The sequence below is a fragment of the Sphingomonas sp. 10B4 genome (genome assembly GCF_035019905.1).
Lineage (GTDB): Bacteria > Pseudomonadota > Alphaproteobacteria > Sphingomonadales > Sphingomonadaceae > Sphingomonas > Sphingomonas glacialis.
This window is the reverse complement of the sequence record NZ_JASJVC010000020.1, coordinates 1-17,659: the sequence shown is the minus strand read 5'-3', so window position 1 is coordinate 17,659 and position 17,659 is coordinate 1. Positions and strand designations below refer to the sequence as shown.

The following is a 17,659-nucleotide window of genomic DNA, read 5'->3' as shown; positions in this document are numbered from 1 at the left end:
GCACAAGATAGCGATGTCATAGGTCACGGAGGAACGAGCCGACGATGCGCAGACTGCCGCCCCTTACCGCGATCGAAGCGTTCGTGCAGGTCGCCCGCACCGGTTCGATCAAGGCGGCGTCGCAGGAGCTTGCCTTGTCGCCGCCCGCGCTCAGTCGGCGGATCCAGGCGCTCGAGCGCTTTATCGGCCGCCCGCTGTTCGAGCGCCGCCACCAGGCGGTCGTGCTCAACGCCGATGGCGACCGGCTGCTGCAACAGATCGCGCCCGCGCTCGACCAATTGTCGGACGCGGTCGAAGTGATGACGAGTAATACCGACGTGTTGCGGCTGCGACTCGGGCTGCTCCCGCTTTGGGCGTCGCAGAAGCTGTTCCCGCGGCTCGGCGAACTGCGCACGCAACACCCCGAACTGCATCTCGACATCGATACCGCGGCGCACCTGCTGTCGCGATTGGGCGAGGGCCTCGACGCGGTCATCGCACTCGCGCGCGACATCGACCCGGCGCTCTATGCCAAGCGGCTCGATCGCAACCAGGTCTATGTCATCGGCGCGCGGGCGCTGATCGAGGGGCAGAACCCGATCACCAGCCCCGACCAGCTCGCCGGACTGACCGCGTTGGTCCACCGTGACATGCCCGATACGTTCAGCGCGTGGCGCGCGGCGGCGGGGCTGACCGACCTCGAGCCGCTCGCGATCGACCATTTCGATTCGGGCGCGCTGATGCTCGAGGCGGCGGCGCAGGGGCTCGGCATCGCCTTCATGCACGCCAGCCATTTCGAAGAAGCGCGCGACGATCGGATCGTCCGGCTGTTCGATATCCCGGTCGAAAGCCCGTACAGCTATTGGTTCGCGTGCCGCCCGCGCGCGCTGACGCAGAAGCCGGTGCGGCTGTTCCACGACTGGCTGATCGCGACGATCGCCGATCCGGGGGTTTGACAGGTGACGCAGGCCCTCTCCCGCGCGCGGGAGAGGCTACGCAGACTTGGGTCGCGTTCTTCACGCGGCCCTAGTCGTAGTCGGTGAGGGTGTGCTGCTTTTCGGGCGTCGATTAGAAGAAGGCCCTCACCCAACCCTCTCCCGCAAAGGCGGGAGAGGGCTTTGCTGGTGCGTTCGTTACTCGGCGTGCGCCTTTACGATCTTGCCCGGGCTACGCGGCGGCTCGCCCTTCGGCAGCGCGTCGACATGCTCCATGCCCGACGTGACCTGACCCCAGACGGTGTACTGGTTGTCGAGGAAGCGCGCATCGTCGAAGCAGATGAAGAACTGGCTGTTCGCCGAGTTCGGATCCTGCGCACGCGCCATCGACGCGGTGCCGCGCACATGTGGCTCCTTCGAGAATTCGGCGGGCAGGTTCGGGTGGTTCTTCGAGCCGTGCATGCCGGTGCCCGTGGGATCGCCGCCCTGCGCCATGAAACCGGGGATCACGCGGTGGAACACGACGCCGTCGTAGAAGCCGGCATTGGCGAGCTCGGCGATCCGCGCAACGTGCTGCGGCGCGAGATCGCCGCGCAGCTTGATCACGACGTCGCCGCCGCTGTCGAGGGTCAGCGTGAGGGTTTCGGGAAGATCGGCCATCGGAGGACTCCTGGAAATGGGGGATGCGCCGCCCTAGCGAGGCTGCGCACGGCTGGCAAATCGCCCGCCGCCGCACAGCCCAACGAAGCGGCGTTGGCTTTGTTGCCGCACGCCGCTAGACCGCCAGGATCACAGGCCAAGGAGGTCCATGGTGAGCGAGACCGACCTGACCGAGCCCGAGCTCGATACAGCCCAACTCGACGAAGACGACCGATTGAAGCCCGCCTTTGTCAGCGCAGTGCGCGATGCAGTCGAGTCGGGCGACGCCGCGGCGGCGCGCGCGCTGGTCGAGCCGCTCCACCCCGCCGACATCGCCGATCTGTTCGAACTGACGCCGCACGAGGACCGTGCCGCGCTCGCGACCGCGATCACCGACTTGCTCGACGGCGACGTCTTCGCCGAGATGAACGATTATGTCCGCGAGGATCTGATCGACGCGCTGTCGGCGACGCAGGTGGCCGACATCGCCTCCGAACTCGATACCGACGACGCGGTCGCGATCATCGAGGACATGGAGCCCGCCGACCAGCGCGAAGTGCTCCGCGCGCTCGACCCCGACGATCGCGCCGCGATCGAAGAGGCGCTGAGTTACGACGAGGAGACCGCCGGTCGCTTGATGCAGCGCGAGCTGATCGCGGTGCCCGAGCATTGGTCGGTCGGCGATGTGCTCGACTATCTGCGCCAGCATGACGAGCTGACCACCGACTTCTGGGAAATCTTCGTCGTCGACCCCGCGCACAAGCCCGTCGGTACCGTCGCGCTGTCGTGGATCCTGCGCACGCCGCGCAGCATCGCGATCGGCGACGTGATGCAGCGCGAACAGACGCTGATCCCGGTCGACATGGACCAGGAAGAAGTCGCGCTGCGCTTCCAGAAATACGCGCTGATCTCGGCCGCGGTGGTCGATCCGGTCGGGCGGCTGGTCGGGATGATCACCGTCGACGACATCGTCCACATCATTTCCGAAGAAGCCGGCGAGGATATCCTCCGCCTGTCGGGCGCGGGCGACGGCGACATCAACGAGCCGATCCATCTGACGGTGCGGACGCGAATCACCTGGCTGGTGGTCAATCTCGGCACCGCGATGCTCGCCGCCTCGGTGGTCGGGCTGTTCCAGGGCGAGATCGGGCGTTTTGCGCTGCTCGCCGTGCTGATGCCGATCGTCTCGGGGATGGGCGGCAATGCCGGCACGCAAACGCTCGCGGTGATGGTCCGCGCGCTCGCCACCAACCAGCTGACCAGTTCGAACACCGGCCGCATGATCTACCGCGAATTCCGCATCGCCGCCGCCAATGGCGCGATGCTCGGCACACTGATCGGGATCGGGACGTTCCTGATCTTCGGCAACATGCATTTGGCGATCGTCATTGCGATGGCGATGGTGATCAACAATCTGATCGCGGGCCTGTCGGGGGTGCTGATCCCGGTGACGCTCGACCGGCTCGATATCGATCCCGCCGTCTCGTCGGCGGTGTTCGTGACGATGATGACCGATGTGATGGGCTTCTTCTCGTTCCTCGGCCTTGCGACGCTGTTCGGGCTCGGCAGCTAGGCCCATGTGGAATCACCTGCCGGTATCGATCGGGGTTCAGCTCGTCTGCTGGGCGCTGGGCCGCTGGCTCGCGGTGCCGACCCGCGGCGCGATCTGGCTCGGCTGCTTTGCGGGGTCGGCGGTGTGCATCATGCGCGAGATCACGCAGCGCGAATATCAATGGATCGAGCAATTCGGCGCCGGGCGACGCGCCAACATGCCGGGCTATGCCGGGCTCGAAGTGTGGGACTGGAACGCCCACTCGCTCAGCGAAACCGCGGTGGCGATCGCCGGATCGGTGCTCGTCGCGCTCGTCGTGAGCCATTACGCCGCCGATCGCGAGAATTGAGCCTTTCGGGGTTGGCGCAGAGCGCGCGCTGCCCCATCTGCGACGGGTGCCGCTTCATCTCACCAAGGTCGCGTTCGGCGCGACCAGTCTCGATCATCTCGACGAACGCCTGCGCCAGCGCGGTGCCGAGGGGCCCGTGTTCCTGACGACGCGCTATCTGCCCAAACGGCATGAGGAGATCGTCGGAACGCCCGGCGGCTCGCTCTACTGGATCATCAAGCATACGCTCGTCGCGCGCTCGCCGATCCTCGGCTTCGGCGAGGCCGAGGGCGGGCGCGTCGCGATCCATATCGACCCCGCGCTGGTGCTGACCGAGGGCCGGCCGAAGCGCGCACACCAGGGCTGGCGCTATCTCGAGCCAGGCGATGCGCCCGCCGATCTCGGCGCGGGGATGGTCGCGGGCGATGTCATGCCGACCGCGTTGCTCGCCAAATTGTCGGCGCTGGGATTGGTCTAGCGCCGCTTACGGCGCGCTGCCGCCGCACGTCACCGGCGCACCGGCGGGCGCCTTGACCTTGCATTTCGGGCTGCCCGAAACCGTTACCGCACCGAGCCCGGTCGTCACGACATCGGCGACATAGCGCGCATTGGCTTGCGTCGCGCCCGATCCGTCGAGCCGCAACAGCGCTTCGTTGGCGAGCAACGCGCTCGCATCGATCGACCCCGCCCCGGTGCTGAGCACGCGCAACCGCGCGGTCCGCCCGCCCAGCGTCATTGCCCCCGCGCCGACGAGCGTCACCGAGACTTGATCGGCGGCGAGCTCGGGCGCGGTGATCGATCCGCTGCCGGAAATCTGCAGGTCGACGCGCGCCCCGCGCAGCGGCCCGGCAATGACGAGCTTGCCCCCGCCGATCACCGCCGCACCGCGGAGATCGGTCGTCCGCACATAGATCGTCGGCGGGTCGGCGGCGCCCGCCCGGGAAGAACCGTCCGAATCGCGCGCCGTCCCGCGGATCGTCAGCACCCGAGCATCGACATGCACGTCGAGCCCGTCGGTCGCGCCAGTCACGCGCGCGGCAGGCGTGCCGCGCGTCGCGAGCCGCACGTCGAACGGCCCCTCGACGCGGATCCGGTCGAAGTCCCCGATGAAATAGCTGCGCTCGGCGGCGTGCGCCGGCACGACCGCGACGAGCGCGGCAAGGGTCAGGAAACGCAACATCGCCGCGACCATCCGCGCAAGTGCCGCGCCACGCAAGCCTGATCGGCCGACCCCGATCAGCCGCCCCCGATCAGCCTCCGCAGCGCACCTCGCCCGAGCCGACCTTGGTCGTCGTGCAATGCGCCGCCGGCCCGAGATCGACATTGCCCGAGCCGACCATCGAAACCCGCGCCTCGCCGCTGACATCGGCGGTGACGTCGCCCGATCCGGCGATCGATACCGTCGCGCCGCGCGCCTTGAGCCCGCGCGCGGAGACATTGCCCGAGCCGGCGACATCGATCGCCAACCGCTCGACCGCACCCTTGGCGGTGATATTGCCCGATCCGGCGACCGCCAGCTTGGCCTGCGGCACGGCAAGCGCGCCGATCGAGAGATCGCCCGAGCCTGCGGCATCGGCGTCGAAGCGTGCGCCCGCGACGCGGTCGATCGCCATATTGCCCGACCCGGCAATCTGCGCCGCGACGATCCGCGCCATCGTCACGAAGATCTTCACGCGGTCTTGCTTGGAACCCCAGCTGAAGCCGCCGAGGTTTTTCTTGCGCCCGACGCGGAGCGTGTCGCCCTCGCGCACGATCTCGAGCTTGTCGAGCTCGCTGCGGGGCCCCTGTGCGCGCACCGAAAAGCCCGACCCGACGCGCACGTCGACATCGTCCGACCCACGCAGCGCGACGCCGGTGAAATCGGCGATCGCGAAGCTGCGCGTCGCACGCGGGCCCGAGTCACCCGGGGGCGATGCGTCGCTGTTGAACGAGCACGCTGCGAGCGGGACGGCGATGAGAAACGGAAGGACGCGCATGACGGAACTCCTGTGTGTTGCAACAACAATACACTGACGAACCGGCCGCGCAACAAAAAAGGGGCAGCCGTCGCCGGCCGCCCCCTGATGGCACGTCGATGGTGCGAAGGATCAGGCCGGAGCCTTGTCCTTGTTGTGGATCGCGGCCGCCTTGCGCAGGATCTCGAGGATCTTTTCCTGTGCGGTCGGCTCGTCGACCTGCTCCATCGCGGCGAGTTCGCGCGCGAGGCGGCTGGTCGCGCCTTCGAAGATCTGGCGCTCGGAATAGCTCTGCTCGGGCTGGTCGTCGGCGCGGAACAGATCGCGGACCACTTCGGCGATCGACACGAGGTCGCCCGAATTGATCTTGGCTTCATACTCCTGCGCGCGACGCGACCACATGGTGCGCTTGACGCGCGGCTTGCCGGTCAGCGTGTCGAGCGCTTCACGCAACGTCTTGTCGCTCGAGAGCTTACGCATCCCGACGCTTTCCGCCTTGTTGGTGGGCACGCGCAGCGTCATGCGCTCTTTTTCGAACCGCAGAACATAGAGTTCGAGCTGCATCCCGGCGATTTCCTGCCGTTGGAGCTCGATCACACGGCCGACACCGTGCTTGGGATAAACGACATAATCGCCGACGTCGAAGGACAGCGCCTTGGCAGCCATTCCGTAAGACCTTTCTGTGGACCGGGTATCCGGTGCAACGCATCCGCGGCAGAAAAGCTGCAGAGCACGTGCGGATGTGGGTGTTGTTGTACGTCTCCGTGCCGAAAGCGCGCGCGATGGCGCTTGCGTCCCTGTCCTTTTAACAGAGTCGTAATAAAATTACCAGCTAAACGTCGCACTCGCGACGTCATTGCGCATTGCTTTTGCGTGCAATCGCGGATCGAGGCCGAGTTCTGCCCCGATTCGCGACACTTCAGTCGCCCGCGCCCGGCTCGGGCGAGAAGAACTCCATCTTGCCCGGCTTGCCCTTCCACGCATCGGCATCGGCCGGCGTCTGGTTGGCGTTGCGCGTGACGTTGGGCCACTGGCCCGAGAAGGTCGTGTTGAGCTCGAGCCACTGCTCGAGACCCGATTCGGTGTCCGGGAGAATGGCCTCGGCGGGGCATTCGGGCTCGCACACGCCGCAATCGATGCACTCGCTGGGATTGATCACCAGCATGTTCTCGCCTTCGTAGAAGCAGTCGACCGGGCACACCTCGACGCAGTCCATGTACTTGCACTTGATGCAGGCATCGGTGACGACGTAGGTCATTAAAACACTCCCGGAGTACGAACGCTTGTGCTGCTATGCCCGAGCGTCACCGCCGTCAACGCTTGCGCGCGTCGGACGCGTATTTTCGAGCAACTCGTCGTAACACGCGCGGCCCTCCTCGGGCGGACCGCGGCGCTGCGGCAGCACGAGCAGGCGGAGCGCGCGGACCCGGCCGGCGGGGGTCGCAAAGGCGATGACGCTGCCGATCCGCACCAGCGTCGCGGGCTTGTCGACCGCGCGACCATCGACGCGGACATGACCGCTCGCCGCCATGGTCTGCGCGATCGCGCGGGTTTTGACGATCCGCGCGAACCATAGAAAGCGGTCGAGCCGCATCGTGTGCGTCGATTCGCCCAAGCGTTACTCCGCCTGTCCGCCGAGCGCGGCGAACGCGCCCGCCATCGCCCCTGCCATCGCCCCTGCCATCGCGGTGTCGCGCGGCGGCGGCGCGGGGCGCACCGGCGGGCGGCCGCGCCAGCTCCAGCGCAGCGTATCGTCGGCGCTCGGCGCAGGGCGGAAGCCGAAGCCCCCCATCAATTGCTCGAGCGTCGCGCGCGTCAGCCCCATCGAGAGCGCAAGCGCGGGATCGAGCACGAAGGGTTTGCGCCCCTGGCTACCACGCGCGTCGTGCGCGGCTCGCGCGATGCGTTCGATCAAGTCGATCCGCACCGCCTGCGCGCCGACCGGGCGATAGCCATGCGCCAGCGTCGCGCCGGGCGCGGCACGGTCGAGCACCGTCGCCCCCTCGCGCGGCCCTGCGCCCACCGGCTGCGTATTGCGTGCGGCGAGCAGCACGCGCCGCCAGCGCGCCGCGCCGGGCTTGAGCAACCGCGGATCGAACAGGTCGAGCGCACCGATCGTGAACCCCGCCCCGCGAAACGCCTTCCGCGCCACCGGATCGAGCCCGTCGACCGCCACCGCAATATCGGCGCGCGCGACGATCCCGCCATGCGCGACGAGTGCCGCCGCGACCGCGCGCGACGCCGGGCTGGCCGCCGGATCGCGCTGGACGCCGTCGAGCACGACGAGCCCCGGCACGCTGCGCTTCAACTGCCCGGCGAGCCACAGCTTCAGCCGCGTCTCGATCTTGCCGCGCGCCTCGACGCTCAGACAGTCGAGCGCGCGGTCGAGCAACACGCGCGGTCGCAACACCGTCGGCCCCGGCGCGAGCGTCGCGACCGCAAGCTCGCCCCACAACAAAGTCGGCACCGCGCCAACCTCGGCCGACAGCGCCAGCGCGTGATCCTCCGCCTCGGCGAGCGCCACACCGCGCCGCGCGCGTTCGTCGCCGAGCCGGCGTTCGGCAGCGGCGAGCAGCAGCCGTTTGTCGGTCGCACGCGCATCGGGCGCCACGACGAAGCGGAAGCCGTCGAGCCGGCCGATCGCATGATCCTCGACCATCACCTCGCCCTGCGCGCCGATCGTGACGGGCAGCGCGCGGGGATCGGCGCCGATCTGGCGCATCAGCAGCGTCGTGCGCTTGTCGACGAAGCGTTGCGTGAGACTCACATGGAGCGCATCCGAGAGCCGCTCCTCGACCGCCCCGGCGCGCGCCGACCAATGCGCCGGATCGGCGAGCCAGTCGGTGCGATTGGCGATATACGACCAGCTCCGAGCCGCCGCGATCCGCCCGGCGAGCGTCTCGACATCGCCCGCGACATTGTCGAGCCGCGCGATTTCCGCCGCGAACCATTCGTGCGGAATGTACCCGTTGCCCTCGCTCAGATAGCCGAACAGCCGCGCGACAAAGCGCGTGTGCGGATCGACCCCGAGCTTGCGGAAATCGGGCACCCCGCACGCCGCCCACAACCGCGCGACCATCGCCGGCGAGCGACACCGCCCGCGCACCCCGGGCTCCTCCGCCACCCGCTTCAACACCGCGAGGTCGGTCGATTGCGGCGCCGCCCACAGCACGCGGTGCGCAGGCCGCTGCTCGAGGCTTTCGATCAGCGCATCGACACTCGCATAATCGGGCTCGCCCTGCCGCCAATAGAGCTGCTCGAGCGGCGGGAAGCGATGCTCCTCGATCGCGAACACTTCCTCGGGCGTGAACGCCCCCGGCCCTTCCTCGACCAGCGCGCCGAAGGTGCCATCGCGCTGGTGCCGCCCGGCGCGTCCGGCGATCTGCGCCATCTCGGATACGCGCAGGCGGCGCTGGCGATGGCCGTCGAACTTGTTGAGGCTGGCAAAGGCGACATGCGCCACGTCCATGTTAAGCCCCATGCCGATCGCATCGGTCGCGACGAGATAATCGACCTCGCCCGCCTGGAACATCGCGACCTGTGCGTTGCGCGTGCGCGGGCTGAGCGCGCCCATCACCACCGCCGCTCCGCCACGCAAGCGCCGCAGCATCTCGGCGACGGCATACACTTCCTCGGCGCTGAACGCGACGATCGCCGAGCGCTTGGGCAGCCGGCTGATCTTCTTCGCGCCGGCATAGCTCAGCGTCGAGAAGCGCGGGCGATTGATGATCTCGATGCCCGGCACCAGCGCCTTGAGCATCGGCCGCAGCGACTCCGAGCCGAGCAGCATCGTCTCCTCACGCCCGCGTGCGCGCAAAATGCGGTCGGTAAAGACGTGGCCACGCTCGGGATCGGCGCCGAGCTGCGCCTCGTCGAGCGCGACGAACGCCAGATCCTTGTCGAGCGGCATCGATTCGGCGGTGCACAGGAACCAGCGCGCGTCCTTGGGGACGATCTTTTCCTCGCCGGTGATCAGCGCGACGCGGTTCTCGCCCTTGAGCTTGACGACGCGGTCATAGACCTCGCGCGCCAGCAGCCGCAGCGGGAAGCCGATCATCCCGCTCGAATGCCCGCACATCCGCTCGACCGCGAGATGGGTCTTGCCGGTATTGGTCGGTCCGAGCACCGCCGTGACGGCATGTTCTGCGGTACGCTGCATGACGCGTGCAACATCGCGTGCCGGGCACCTAAGTGCAACCACTAGGCAAAAATACGATCTGCAGCGGCCGCGTTAACCACGCTAAAGCGCTGCCGCACACAGCGTTTCTCCATCTCGTCGCAGCGCGGCAACGCATCGGCGTTCTGCGCGCTTTCCAAGGGCGGGGTTAATTTGACTTTAGGGTTTTGGCACCACAGTCATTTGGCTCCATGCTGCGGGGCGGAACGAGCAGCGTGTATCGATTTTTCGGGGGCGCGAATCCTTGTTCTTGCGTAACGATCATGGGCTCGACCAGGCTGGCGGCACCGCCGCCATCTCCTTCGGTCGCGCGCTCGTGCCCAATGCCGAGCTCACCCGCTTCGAAAAACTGCGCGCCGCCGCATTGCACATCGATTGGGTTCCCGATCTCGGATCGCGGATCGGATCGCTCGACTGGTGGCGCGGTGCGGCGACCTGTGCCGCTCTGTGCGCCACTGCGATCGCGATCGCCCCGCCGATCACCCGCCCGATCCTGGGCGCGATCCCCGCTCCGCTCAGCGGCGCCGACCGCGACGAAGCCCGCGCGCAAGCGATTCTGCCGCTCGCGCTCGGCGCGAACAGCGGGCGGCACATGGCGTCGAACGACTTGGTCGTCCCGCTTGCCGAAGCCCCCGAACGCCCGGTCGAGGACCGCACCGCGACCGTCGGCCAAGGTGACAGTTTCGGCGACATGCTCCAGCGCGCCGGCGTATCCGAACGCGATGCGCAAAACGCCGTCGCGCTGATCGCGAGCTCGGTCCCGCTCGGCGATCTGAAACCCGGCACGCAAGTCCCGATGACGCTCGGCCGCCGCCCCAATCGCAGCGTCGCGCGCCCGCTCGAGGCGCTCGCCTTGCGCGCCCGCTTCGACGAGCAGCTGACGCTCAAGCGCGTCGGCGACCAGCTCGTGCTGACCAAGCAATCGATCGCGATCGACACGACCCCGCTGCGCATCCAGGGCCCGGTCGGCAGCAGCCTGTACCGCTCGGCGCGCGCCGCCGGCGTTCCCGTCAAGCTGGTCGAGACGTACATCAAGGCGATCGCGAGCAAGTTCGCGATCGGCCGCGTCGGGCGCGACGATTCGTACGACCTGGTGATCGAGCGCAAACGCGCGGCGACGGGCGAAACGCAGCTCGGCAATCTGCTGTTCGCCGGGCTCGACCACGGCGCCGCCAAGACGCAGCTCGTACAATGGACCGACGGCACCTGGTACGAAGCGAGCGGCCAGTCCGAGCGGCAGGGCATGTTCACGATGCCGGTGTCGATGGCGCGGATCACCTCGAGCTTTGGCATGCGCTTCCACCCGCTGCTCGGCTTCACGCGGATGCACAAGGGCATCGACATCGGCACCGCGTGGGGCACGCCGATCCACGCCCCCGCCGACGGCACGATCACCTTCGCCGGGCGCAGCGGCGGGTATGGCAATTTCATCAAGCTGTCGCATGGCGGCGGGATCGAGACGCATTACGGCCATCTCAGCCGCTTCGCGACGCGCCCCGGGCAGCATGTGTCGCGCGGCGAGGTGATCGGCTATTCGGGCAATAGCGGCATGTCGACCGGCCCGCATCTCCACTGGGAAGTGCTGCGCGGCGGCGTCGCGGTCAATCCGCGCGGCTTCTCCTTCTCGAGCGTCGCGACGCTGTCGGGCGAGCAATTGCGCGCGTTCAAGGCGAAGGTCGCCAGCCTGCTCGCGGTCAAGCCGGGCGCGTAAGCCGCGTCACCCGGGTTCGATCCGGGGTCCGTACGAGCCGCCAGCCGCACCCTGTAACACCGATCGCACGCCGGGATGCCGGATCACGTCCGGCCTGACGCAGCCGCTTACCGCCCCTGCGCGCGCCAGCGCTTCAAGGTCCGCGCGATGATCTCGCCTTCGCCGCCGGTCTGGCGCCACAATTGCGAGAAGAGCGGATCGTCCGACGCCGGGCGCTTGTCGTCGGTGAGCGAATCGAACGAGACGCGGATCGGGATCGCGACGCCCTCGCCGCAGATGATGCACTCGCGGTTGCGCAAGGCCGGGATCGAATCGAGGAAGCCGCGCGCGCCCTCGGGCATCGCCGCGCGGACGAACGCCTGGTCGCGATCGTTGTTGAGCCGCATCGCGATGATCGTGCCGCATTGCGAGAGCACGCCCTCGGCCAGATCCGACGGCCGCTGCGTGATCAGCCCGAGCGACACGCCGTATTTGCGCCCCTCCTTGGCGATTCGCGAGAGGATCCGCCCGACGCTCGACCCGTCGCCGTTCCCCGCGGGGATGTAGCGATGTGCTTCCTCGCAGACGAGCAGGATCGGCCGCTGCGGCTCGCCGCGCGACCAGATCGCGAAATCGAACACCATCCGGCTGAGCACCGCGACCACCACCGAGGTGATCTCGCTCGGCACGCCCGACACGTCGATGATCGAAATCGGCTTGCCGTCGCCCGGCAAGCGGAACACGCGTTCGATGAAACCCGCCATCGTATCGGCGACGAGCATGCCGGAGAACATGAAGCCGTAGCGCGGATCGGCCTTGATCTCGTCGATCTTGGTGCGCAGCCGCAGATACGGCGCGGTATCGCCGGCGCGGTCCATCTTGCCCATTTCGAGCCCGATCAGATTGGTCAGGTCGCTCAGCAGATAGGGCACCGGGGCATCGACCGTCAGCTTGCCGATCTCCTGGCCCAGCCGCCCCTTGGCGCGCGCCATCAGCAGGCATTTGGCGAGGATGTCGGCGTCGATCTGCTTCTCCGACCCCGACGAGGTAACGAACACCTCGCAATGTTCCTCGAAGTTCATCAGCCAATACGGCATTTGCAGATTCGACACGTCGTAGATCGCGCCATTGCCCTTGAACGCCGCGGCATATTCGCCGTGCGGATCGATCATCACGATATGCCCCTGCGGGCTGAGCTCGCAGATGCGGTGGAGGATCAGCGCGGCGCTGGTCGACTTGCCCGTGCCGGTGCTGCCGAGCAGCGCGAAATGCTTGCCGAGCATCGCATCGACATAGAGCGCGGCGCGGATGTCCTTGGTCGGATAGACCGTGCCGATCTCGATATTCGCGCGGTCGTCGGCCGAATAGATCTGTCGCAGGTCGGTGGTCGAGACCGGGTATACCGCGCAGCCCGGAGTCGGATAGCGCGTCACGCCGCGGCGGAACTTGTAGAGCTTGCCGGTGAGCTTCTCCTCGTCGCCCTCGCCGAGGAAGTCGACCGTCGCGGCGATCCGGTCGTCATGCCCGTCGATCAGCTTGAGCGAGCGGATATTGGCGATCAGCCACGTCCCGCCGACGCGCATCTTGATCTGGCTGCCGACCGACCCGGCGGTGGCAATCACCGGATCGGCACTGCCCACCGTCGCGTCGAGCGCCAGCGCATCGAGCATCACCAGGCTGCTCGACCCGGCGATTTCGAACACCATGCCGATACAGGGCGCTGTCGCGGTTACGGCGTTGGGCGCGAAGGCATGTGCGCTCGGCATTTCGGTCATCGTGGTCGGATCCCCCCGGGTGAGGGCACCGCAATGCACGAACATCGGTAAACATCCGGTGAGGATGCTGCTGCGTACATCCCGTACCGCGACGCTAGGCCGCGGCTTACCCCGCTGGCACCGCGCTGACCGCCGGCACGCCGTGCATCGCAGGCGCCACGAAGGGCAGCGTCACGGCGTACCCGCCGAGCCCGAGCAGCAAGGCGAAGGTCACCAGCGTCCCCAGCTCGCGCCCGAGCCGCATCCCGTCCATGCCGAGCGCATGCGCCACGCGGGCGAGCACGAAAAGCACGCTTGCCACCCACAGCCACAGGCTCGTGCCGTTGGTGAATTCGATCAGCGCGATCAGAATGAGGATGAACGGCGCCGATTCGATGAAATTGGCGTGCGCGCGCATCCGGCGAATCAGCGCCTCGTTTCCGCCATCGCCGATGCTGACCTTGGACTGGCGGCGAATCGCCCCGGTGCGCATCGCCAGCCACAGGTTGAGAATCGCCGCGGCGCCGGCGCTTACCAGCGCGATCGGCAAAAGAATTGGTCCCATCGATACCCCCAAAAGTCACTAAACCATCTCGGCGGAGACCCTGGCACCCCATGCACAAGCTTGCAACGCCGTGGGGAATCGCTATAGGCCGCGATCTTCGCGATCTGTCTGGCATCGGTGCCGCTCGCGCGGCCAGCCTCAGGCGTTGGTTGCGTAAGAGCCCGGACCGGGCGTATCGCACCTGTCAGACACGTATAAGGTTTCGCCAAAATGGCCGTCCCCAAAAGAAAAACCACGCCGTCCAAGCGCGGCATGCGTCGCAGCCACGATTCGCTGACGGTTGCGTCGTTCCAGGAATGCCCGAACTGTGGCGAACTGAAGCGCCCGCACAATCTGTGCCCGTCGTGCGGACACTATAACGGCCGCGAGATTCTCTCGGTCGAAGGCTGATTCGACGCATCGCCCGTCTAGTTGAACAGGGAGCGACCAGCGTGACGAACAGCTCCCGGATCGCAATCGATGCGATGGGCGGCGATGAAGGCCTGGCGGTGATGCTCGCCGGCGTTGCGCGTGCGCGCCGCCGGTTCGAGGACATGCGCTTCATTCTCGTCGGTGACGAAAGCGCGATCGCGGCTGGGCTGAAGGATCACCCCAACCTCAGCGCGCATTCCGAGATCGTCCATGCATCCGACGTGATCGGCTCGGCTGAGAAGCCGAGCCAGGCGCTGCGCCGTGCCAAGACCACGTCGATGGGAATCGCGATCGACATGGTCAAGCAAGGCCGTGCCGCCGCGTGCGTGTCGAGTGGCAATACCGGCGCGCTGATGGCGATGTCGAAGCTGTCGCTGCGGATGATCCCCGGGATCGACCGCCCCGCGCTCGCCGGGCTGATGCCCTCGCTTGGTGCCAACGACACCGTCGTGCTCGATCTCGGCGCCAATACCGAGTGCGATTCGCGCAATCTCATCCAGTTCGCGGTGATGGGCGCGGCGTACGCGCGCACCACGCTCGACCTCGCACGCCCACGCGTCGCGCTGCTCAACATCGGCAGCGAGGACCAGAAGGGGACCGAGACGATTCGCGACGCCGCGACCGCCTTGCGCGCCGCGACTCACCTCCCGCTCGATTTCACCGGTTTTATCGAGGGCGACAAGCTCTCGCGCGGCGATGTCGACGTGATCGTGTGCGATGGCTTCTCGGGCAATATCGCGCTCAAGACCGCCGAGGGCACCGCGCGCTTCGTCGCCGATCTGCTCAAGCGCGCGTTCCGTTCGTCGACACGCTCGAAGATCGGTTTCCTGATCTCGCGCCCGGCGACCGAATTGCTGCGCCATCATCTCGACCCGAACAACCATAATGGTGCCGTGTTTCTCGGGCTCAATGGGTTGGTGGTAAAGAGCCATGGCGGCGCCAACGAGATCGGCGTGTGCACCGCGATCGCGGCGGCGGCGAAAATGGTACGCGACGATCTGACCCGGCGCATCGCCGAGGATCTGGGCGATTTCGAGAAAAAGGCAGCGTAATGCCCCCTATGTCAGTGCGTAGCGTCATCATCGGGACCGGATCGGCGCTGCCAGCGCGCCGCGTCTCCAATGCCGAACTGGCCGAAACCGTCGATACCTCGGACGAATGGATCGTCGAGCGCACCGGCATCCGCTTCCGCCATATCGCCGGGCCTGACGAGACGACGGCAACGCTCGCCGCCGATGCGTGCCGCGCGGCGCTCGGCGCGGCCGGGATCTCGGCACACGAGATCGACCTGATCGTGCTCGCGACCGCGACCCCCGACCAGACCTTCCCGTCGAGCGCCACCAAGGTGCAGGCGATGCTCGGCATCGACGATTGCGTCGCCTTCGACGTGGCGGCGGTCTGCTCGGGCTTCCTTTACGCGCTCCAGGTCGCCGACAGCATGCTGCGCAGCGGCGCCGCCAAGCGCGCGCTGGTGATCGGCGCGGAAACCTTCAGCCGGATTCTCGACTGGGAAGACCGCGCGACCTGCGTACTGTTCGGCGATGGCGCCGGCGCGGTCGTGCTCGAGGCGCAGGAAAATGGCGACACCGGGAACGAAGGGCGCGGCATCCTCGCGATGCGGCTGCACGCCGATGGCCGCCACAACGAGATGCTCTATGTCGATGGCGGCCCGTCGACGACCGGAACGGTCGGCAAGGTCCGGATGAAGGGCCGCGAGGTGTTCCGCCACGCCGTCGTCAACCTCGCCTCGGTCATGACCGAGACGCTCGAGCGCGCCGGGCTGACCGCCGCCGACGTCGATTGGGTCGTGCCGCATCAGGCCAATGCGCGCATCCTCGACGCTACGGCACGCAAGCTTCATCTCGCGCCGGAGAAGGTCATCGTGACGGTCGATCAGCATGCCAACACTTCGGCAGCGTCCGTACCGCTCGCGCTCGACACCGCAGTCAAGGACGGACGAATTACGCAAGGTGACGTGATCGTCCTCGAGGCGATGGGCGGCGGTTTTACCTGGGGGGCAGCGGTCGTTCGGTTCTGATAATTGTTAAACATCGGGGGCAAAGACCTTTTCCCACCTGCTTTGTTATGATAGCGTAAGGGTCTTAGTGTTTTTGTGGGAACGTTTCGATGGAAGCTGCGGGAACCTTGACGCGCGCCGATCTGGCCGAAGCACTGCATCACAATGTCGGCCTCTCGCGTACCGATTCATCGAAGATGGTCGAGCAGATCCTGCATCACATGTGCAGCGCGCTCGCTCAGGGCGACAACGTCAAGATTTCGGGCTTCGGCACCTTCGTGCTGCGCGACAAGGGTGAACGCATCGGCCGCAACCCCAAGACGGGCATCGAAGTGCCGATCGCGCCGCGCCGCGTGCTGACCTTCCGCGCCAGCCAGATGATGCGCGACCGCATCGTCGAAGCTGACTGATCCATCGCATGACGGTGCCGCCCGTGCGGGCCGGGGAACAGGCGACTGGAGAGAAAGCGTCGGGCGAAAAGGCGGCCGGCGATAAGGCCGCAGGTGCCTATCGGACGATCGGCGAGCTCGCGCGCGATACCGGGCTGCCGCAGCATATCTTGCGCTACTGGGAAACGCGCTTTCCGCAATTGCGCCCGCTCCAGCGCGCGGGCAACCGCCGCTATTATCGCCCGGAGGATGTCGCGCTCGTCGAGCGGATCGCGACGATGCTCAACCGCGACGGCTACACCATCCGCGGCGTGCAACAAGCGCTCGCAGGTGGCCGCAAGACCGCTGAAGCCGTACCCGTCAGCCCCGCGAGCGCAACGGGCGCTGCGGTCCGCGCGGTCCGCGATTCGCTTGCGGCAGCGCTCGTCGCGGATAGCGCGCGCTAGGGCGCGAGCCCGCGCGCGAGCATCTCGGCAACCGTATCGGCGATCGTGTCGAGCGTCAGATCCTCCTCCCACACGCCGTAGCGCAGGCCGAGGAACACGTTCATCCCCATGATCGCCCAGGCATGGACCTCGGACACATCGGCGCGGATCTCGCCGCGCTCGGCGCCCGCCTTGAGCCGTGCCGCGATCCGCTCGGCGGTCGTCGCATAATGCAGCTTGAACGACGCCGGATCGACGAACTCGGCCTCGTCGATGATCCGGTAGATTTCCTTGTGCCCGCGCACGAAGGCGACGAACTCGCGTAAGCCAGCGCGCTCGGCCGCAATCTGGTCGGGCGCGGCGCGAATCGCGGGCGCGACTCGGTCGCGCACTTGATCCGACATGTCGCGCACCAGCGCACGGAACACCGCGTCCTTCGAATCGAAATAGGTGTAGAAACTCCCGAGCGCGACGCCCGCGCGGCGCGTGATCCCGCTGACCGATGCGTCGTGAAACCCGCGCTCGCCGAATTCGACCGCGGCCGCGTCGAGGATCGCGCGCAGCGTCTTGCGCCCGCGTTCGGTACGCGGCGCCTTGCCTTCACTTGCGGCTGATGGGCTGGTCGCCGGAGCGACGGGTGCGTCCGCCATGGTGCCTGTCATTTCTCAAGTTGAAACCCGGTTCAGGTTTCAGTATAGCCTTCGTAACGCGCGCACAACCCGGACGATATCGGGCCATCTGGATGCGCCGCAGGAGGGGATGATTGATGACACGCCTGAAGTCCGTGCGCGCCTTGCTCTTTGCCGGCGCCGCCCTTGCGGGATCTGTCTCTTATACACATCT

At 67.2% G+C, this 17,659-nt stretch carries 20 protein-coding genes; 10 read left to right on the top strand and 10 right to left on the bottom strand.

Annotation, left to right across the window (positions count from 1 at the left end; all coding sequences use genetic code 11):
* Positions 1-44: 44 nt before the first annotated feature.
* On the top strand, positions 45-935 hold the full coding sequence (locus QN347_RS08245) for a LysR substrate-binding domain-containing protein (RefSeq protein WP_189676586.1): 891 nt from the start codon (positions 45-47) through the stop codon (positions 933-935).
* A 177-nt stretch (positions 936-1,112) separates the two neighbouring features.
* Here the strand turns inward: QN347_RS08245 and QN347_RS08240 are convergent, their stop codons facing one another.
* Positions 1,113-1,574, bottom strand: a complete 462-nt coding sequence (locus tag QN347_RS08240) for a peptidylprolyl isomerase (protein WP_133191052.1) — start codon at positions 1,572-1,574, stop codon at positions 1,113-1,115.
* 148 nt (positions 1,575-1,722) lie between these two features.
* Here QN347_RS08240 and mgtE point away from each other — a divergent pair, with 148 nt between their 5' ends.
* From mgtE to QN347_RS08225, 3 genes are read left to right on the top strand one after another with little or no spacing between them, the layout of a single operon-like run.
* Positions 1,723-3,126 (top strand): magnesium transporter, encoded by a 1,404-nt coding sequence (gene mgtE, locus QN347_RS08235; protein ID WP_322161409.1) that lies wholly within the window; start codon positions 1,723-1,725, stop codon positions 3,124-3,126.
* A gap of 4 nt (positions 3,127-3,130) precedes the next feature.
* Positions 3,131-3,454, top strand: a complete 324-nt coding sequence (locus QN347_RS08230) for a hypothetical protein (RefSeq protein ID WP_322161411.1) — start codon at positions 3,131-3,133, stop codon at positions 3,452-3,454.
* 46 nt (positions 3,455-3,500) lie between these two features.
* Entirely contained in the window at positions 3,501-3,911 is a 411-nt protein-coding gene (locus QN347_RS08225; protein ID WP_133191058.1) for a DUF1489 family protein, read from the top strand.
* 6 nt (positions 3,912-3,917) lie between these two features.
* Here QN347_RS08225 and QN347_RS08220 read toward each other — a convergent pair whose 3' ends face one another.
* The 6 genes from QN347_RS08220 to QN347_RS08195 all read right to left on the bottom strand — a co-directional run bounded on the left by QN347_RS08220 (position 3,918) and on the right by QN347_RS08195 (position 9,547).
* Positions 3,918-4,613, bottom strand: a complete 696-nt coding sequence (locus QN347_RS08220; RefSeq protein ID WP_322161412.1) for a head GIN domain-containing protein — start codon at positions 4,611-4,613, stop codon at positions 3,918-3,920.
* 70 nt (positions 4,614-4,683) lie between these two features.
* A complete protein-coding gene (locus tag QN347_RS08215; RefSeq protein WP_322161414.1) occupies positions 4,684-5,409 on the bottom strand; it encodes a head GIN domain-containing protein in 726 nt (241 codons plus the stop codon).
* A gap of 111 nt (positions 5,410-5,520) precedes the next feature.
* The gene (locus QN347_RS08210; protein WP_133191064.1) at positions 5,521-6,054 is read right to left on the bottom strand and encodes a CarD family transcriptional regulator; all 534 of its coding nucleotides are present in this window, start codon (positions 6,052-6,054) and stop codon (positions 5,521-5,523) included.
* A 253-nt stretch (positions 6,055-6,307) separates the two neighbouring features.
* Positions 6,308-6,646 carry a ferredoxin FdxA gene (gene fdxA, locus QN347_RS08205; protein WP_010184201.1) on the bottom strand — a complete coding sequence of 113 codons (339 nt, stop codon included), beginning with the start codon at positions 6,644-6,646 and terminating at the stop codon, positions 6,308-6,310.
* A gap of 33 nt (positions 6,647-6,679) precedes the next feature.
* Positions 6,680-7,003, bottom strand: a complete 324-nt coding sequence (locus tag QN347_RS08200; RefSeq protein ID WP_416194475.1) for an RNA-binding S4 domain-containing protein — start codon at positions 7,001-7,003, stop codon at positions 6,680-6,682.
* Between the two features lie 3 nt (positions 7,004-7,006).
* On the bottom strand, positions 7,007-9,547 hold the full coding sequence (locus QN347_RS08195; RefSeq protein ID WP_322161416.1) for a helicase-related protein: 2,541 nt from the start codon (positions 9,545-9,547) through the stop codon (positions 7,007-7,009).
* Positions 9,548-9,809: 262 nt separating this feature from the next.
* On the opposite strand from QN347_RS08195, the gene QN347_RS08190 reads away from it, so the two are divergent.
* Positions 9,810-11,276, top strand: coding sequence for a M23 family metallopeptidase (locus tag QN347_RS08190; RefSeq protein ID WP_322161418.1), 1,467 nt, complete (start codon positions 9,810-9,812; stop codon positions 11,274-11,276).
* 107 nt (positions 11,277-11,383) lie between these two features.
* Here QN347_RS08190 and QN347_RS08185 read toward each other — a convergent pair whose 3' ends face one another.
* Both QN347_RS08185 and QN347_RS08180 read right to left on the bottom strand, forming a co-directional pair.
* A complete protein-coding gene (locus tag QN347_RS08185; protein WP_322161420.1) occupies positions 11,384-13,030 on the bottom strand; it encodes an ATP-binding protein in 1,647 nt (548 codons plus the stop codon).
* 106 nt (positions 13,031-13,136) lie between these two features.
* Positions 13,137-13,574: an MAPEG family protein gene (locus QN347_RS08180; protein ID WP_322161423.1), complete on the bottom strand. Its 438-nt coding sequence runs from the start codon at positions 13,572-13,574 to the stop codon at positions 13,137-13,139.
* Between the two features lie 210 nt (positions 13,575-13,784).
* Here QN347_RS08180 and rpmF point away from each other — a divergent pair, with 210 nt between their 5' ends.
* From rpmF to QN347_RS08155, 5 genes are all read left to right on the top strand, one after another.
* The gene (gene rpmF, locus QN347_RS08175; RefSeq protein ID WP_010184208.1) at positions 13,785-13,964 is read left to right on the top strand and encodes a 50S ribosomal protein L32; all 180 of its coding nucleotides are present in this window, start codon (positions 13,785-13,787) and stop codon (positions 13,962-13,964) included.
* Positions 13,965-14,005: 41 nt separating this feature from the next.
* Positions 14,006-15,037 (top strand): phosphate acyltransferase PlsX, encoded by a 1,032-nt coding sequence (gene plsX / locus QN347_RS08170; RefSeq protein WP_133191072.1) that lies wholly within the window; start codon positions 14,006-14,008, stop codon positions 15,035-15,037.
* Positions 15,038-15,045: 8 nt separating this feature from the next.
* Complete coding sequence (locus QN347_RS08165; protein ID WP_189676671.1) at positions 15,046-16,023, top strand: beta-ketoacyl-ACP synthase III; 978 nt, start codon at positions 15,046-15,048, stop codon at positions 16,021-16,023.
* Between the two features lie 89 nt (positions 16,024-16,112).
* Positions 16,113-16,412, top strand: a complete 300-nt coding sequence (locus tag QN347_RS08160; protein ID WP_133191076.1) for an integration host factor subunit alpha — start codon at positions 16,113-16,115, stop codon at positions 16,410-16,412.
* A gap of 8 nt (positions 16,413-16,420) precedes the next feature.
* Positions 16,421-16,837, top strand: a complete 417-nt coding sequence (locus QN347_RS08155) for a MerR family transcriptional regulator (RefSeq protein WP_322161426.1) — start codon at positions 16,421-16,423, stop codon at positions 16,835-16,837.
* On the opposite strand, the gene QN347_RS08150 is transcribed toward QN347_RS08155, so the two are convergent.
* Entirely contained in the window at positions 16,834-17,466 is a 633-nt protein-coding gene (locus tag QN347_RS08150) for a TetR/AcrR family transcriptional regulator (RefSeq protein WP_322161427.1), read from the bottom strand. The genes QN347_RS08155 and QN347_RS08150 overlap by 4 nt on opposite strands.
* Positions 17,467-17,659 lie beyond the last annotated feature (193 nt).

Excerpts from the sequence above, each read along its gene's own strand:
- QN347_RS08230 (WP_322161411.1), top strand. The coding sequence starts at position 3,131 with ATGTGGAATCACCTGCCGGTATCGATCGGGGTTCAGCTCGTCTGCTGG.
- QN347_RS08185 (WP_322161420.1), bottom strand. The coding sequence starts at position 13,030 with ATGACCGAAATGCCGAGCGCACATGCCTTCGCGCCCAACGCCGTAACC.
- QN347_RS08220 (WP_322161412.1), bottom strand. The coding sequence starts at position 4,613 with ATGTTGCGTTTCCTGACCCTTGCCGCGCTCGTCGCGGTCGTGCCGGCG.
- QN347_RS08210 (WP_133191064.1), bottom strand. The coding sequence starts at position 6,054 with ATGGCTGCCAAGGCGCTGTCCTTCGACGTCGGCGATTATGTCGTTTAT.
- rpmF (WP_010184208.1), top strand. The coding sequence starts at position 13,785 with ATGGCCGTCCCCAAAAGAAAAACCACGCCGTCCAAGCGCGGCATGCGT.
- QN347_RS08215 (WP_322161414.1), bottom strand. The coding sequence starts at position 5,409 with ATGCGCGTCCTTCCGTTTCTCATCGCCGTCCCGCTCGCAGCGTGCTCG.
- QN347_RS08160 (WP_133191076.1), top strand. The coding sequence starts at position 16,113 with ATGGAAGCTGCGGGAACCTTGACGCGCGCCGATCTGGCCGAAGCACTG.
- mgtE (WP_322161409.1), top strand. The coding sequence starts at position 1,723 with ATGGTGAGCGAGACCGACCTGACCGAGCCCGAGCTCGATACAGCCCAA.
- QN347_RS08165 (WP_189676671.1), top strand. The coding sequence starts at position 15,046 with ATGTCAGTGCGTAGCGTCATCATCGGGACCGGATCGGCGCTGCCAGCG.
- QN347_RS08240 (WP_133191052.1), bottom strand. The coding sequence starts at position 1,574 with ATGGCCGATCTTCCCGAAACCCTCACGCTGACCCTCGACAGCGGCGGC.
- QN347_RS08245 (WP_189676586.1), top strand. The coding sequence starts at position 45 with ATGCGCAGACTGCCGCCCCTTACCGCGATCGAAGCGTTCGTGCAGGTC.
- QN347_RS08150 (WP_322161427.1), bottom strand. The coding sequence starts at position 17,466 with ATGGCGGACGCACCCGTCGCTCCGGCGACCAGCCCATCAGCCGCAAGT.
- fdxA (WP_010184201.1), bottom strand. The coding sequence starts at position 6,646 with ATGACCTACGTCGTCACCGATGCCTGCATCAAGTGCAAGTACATGGAC.
- QN347_RS08180 (WP_322161423.1), bottom strand. The coding sequence starts at position 13,574 with ATGGGACCAATTCTTTTGCCGATCGCGCTGGTAAGCGCCGGCGCCGCG.
- QN347_RS08195 (WP_322161416.1), bottom strand. The coding sequence starts at position 9,547 with ATGCAGCGTACCGCAGAACATGCCGTCACGGCGGTGCTCGGACCGACC.
- QN347_RS08155 (WP_322161426.1), top strand. The coding sequence starts at position 16,421 with ATGACGGTGCCGCCCGTGCGGGCCGGGGAACAGGCGACTGGAGAGAAA.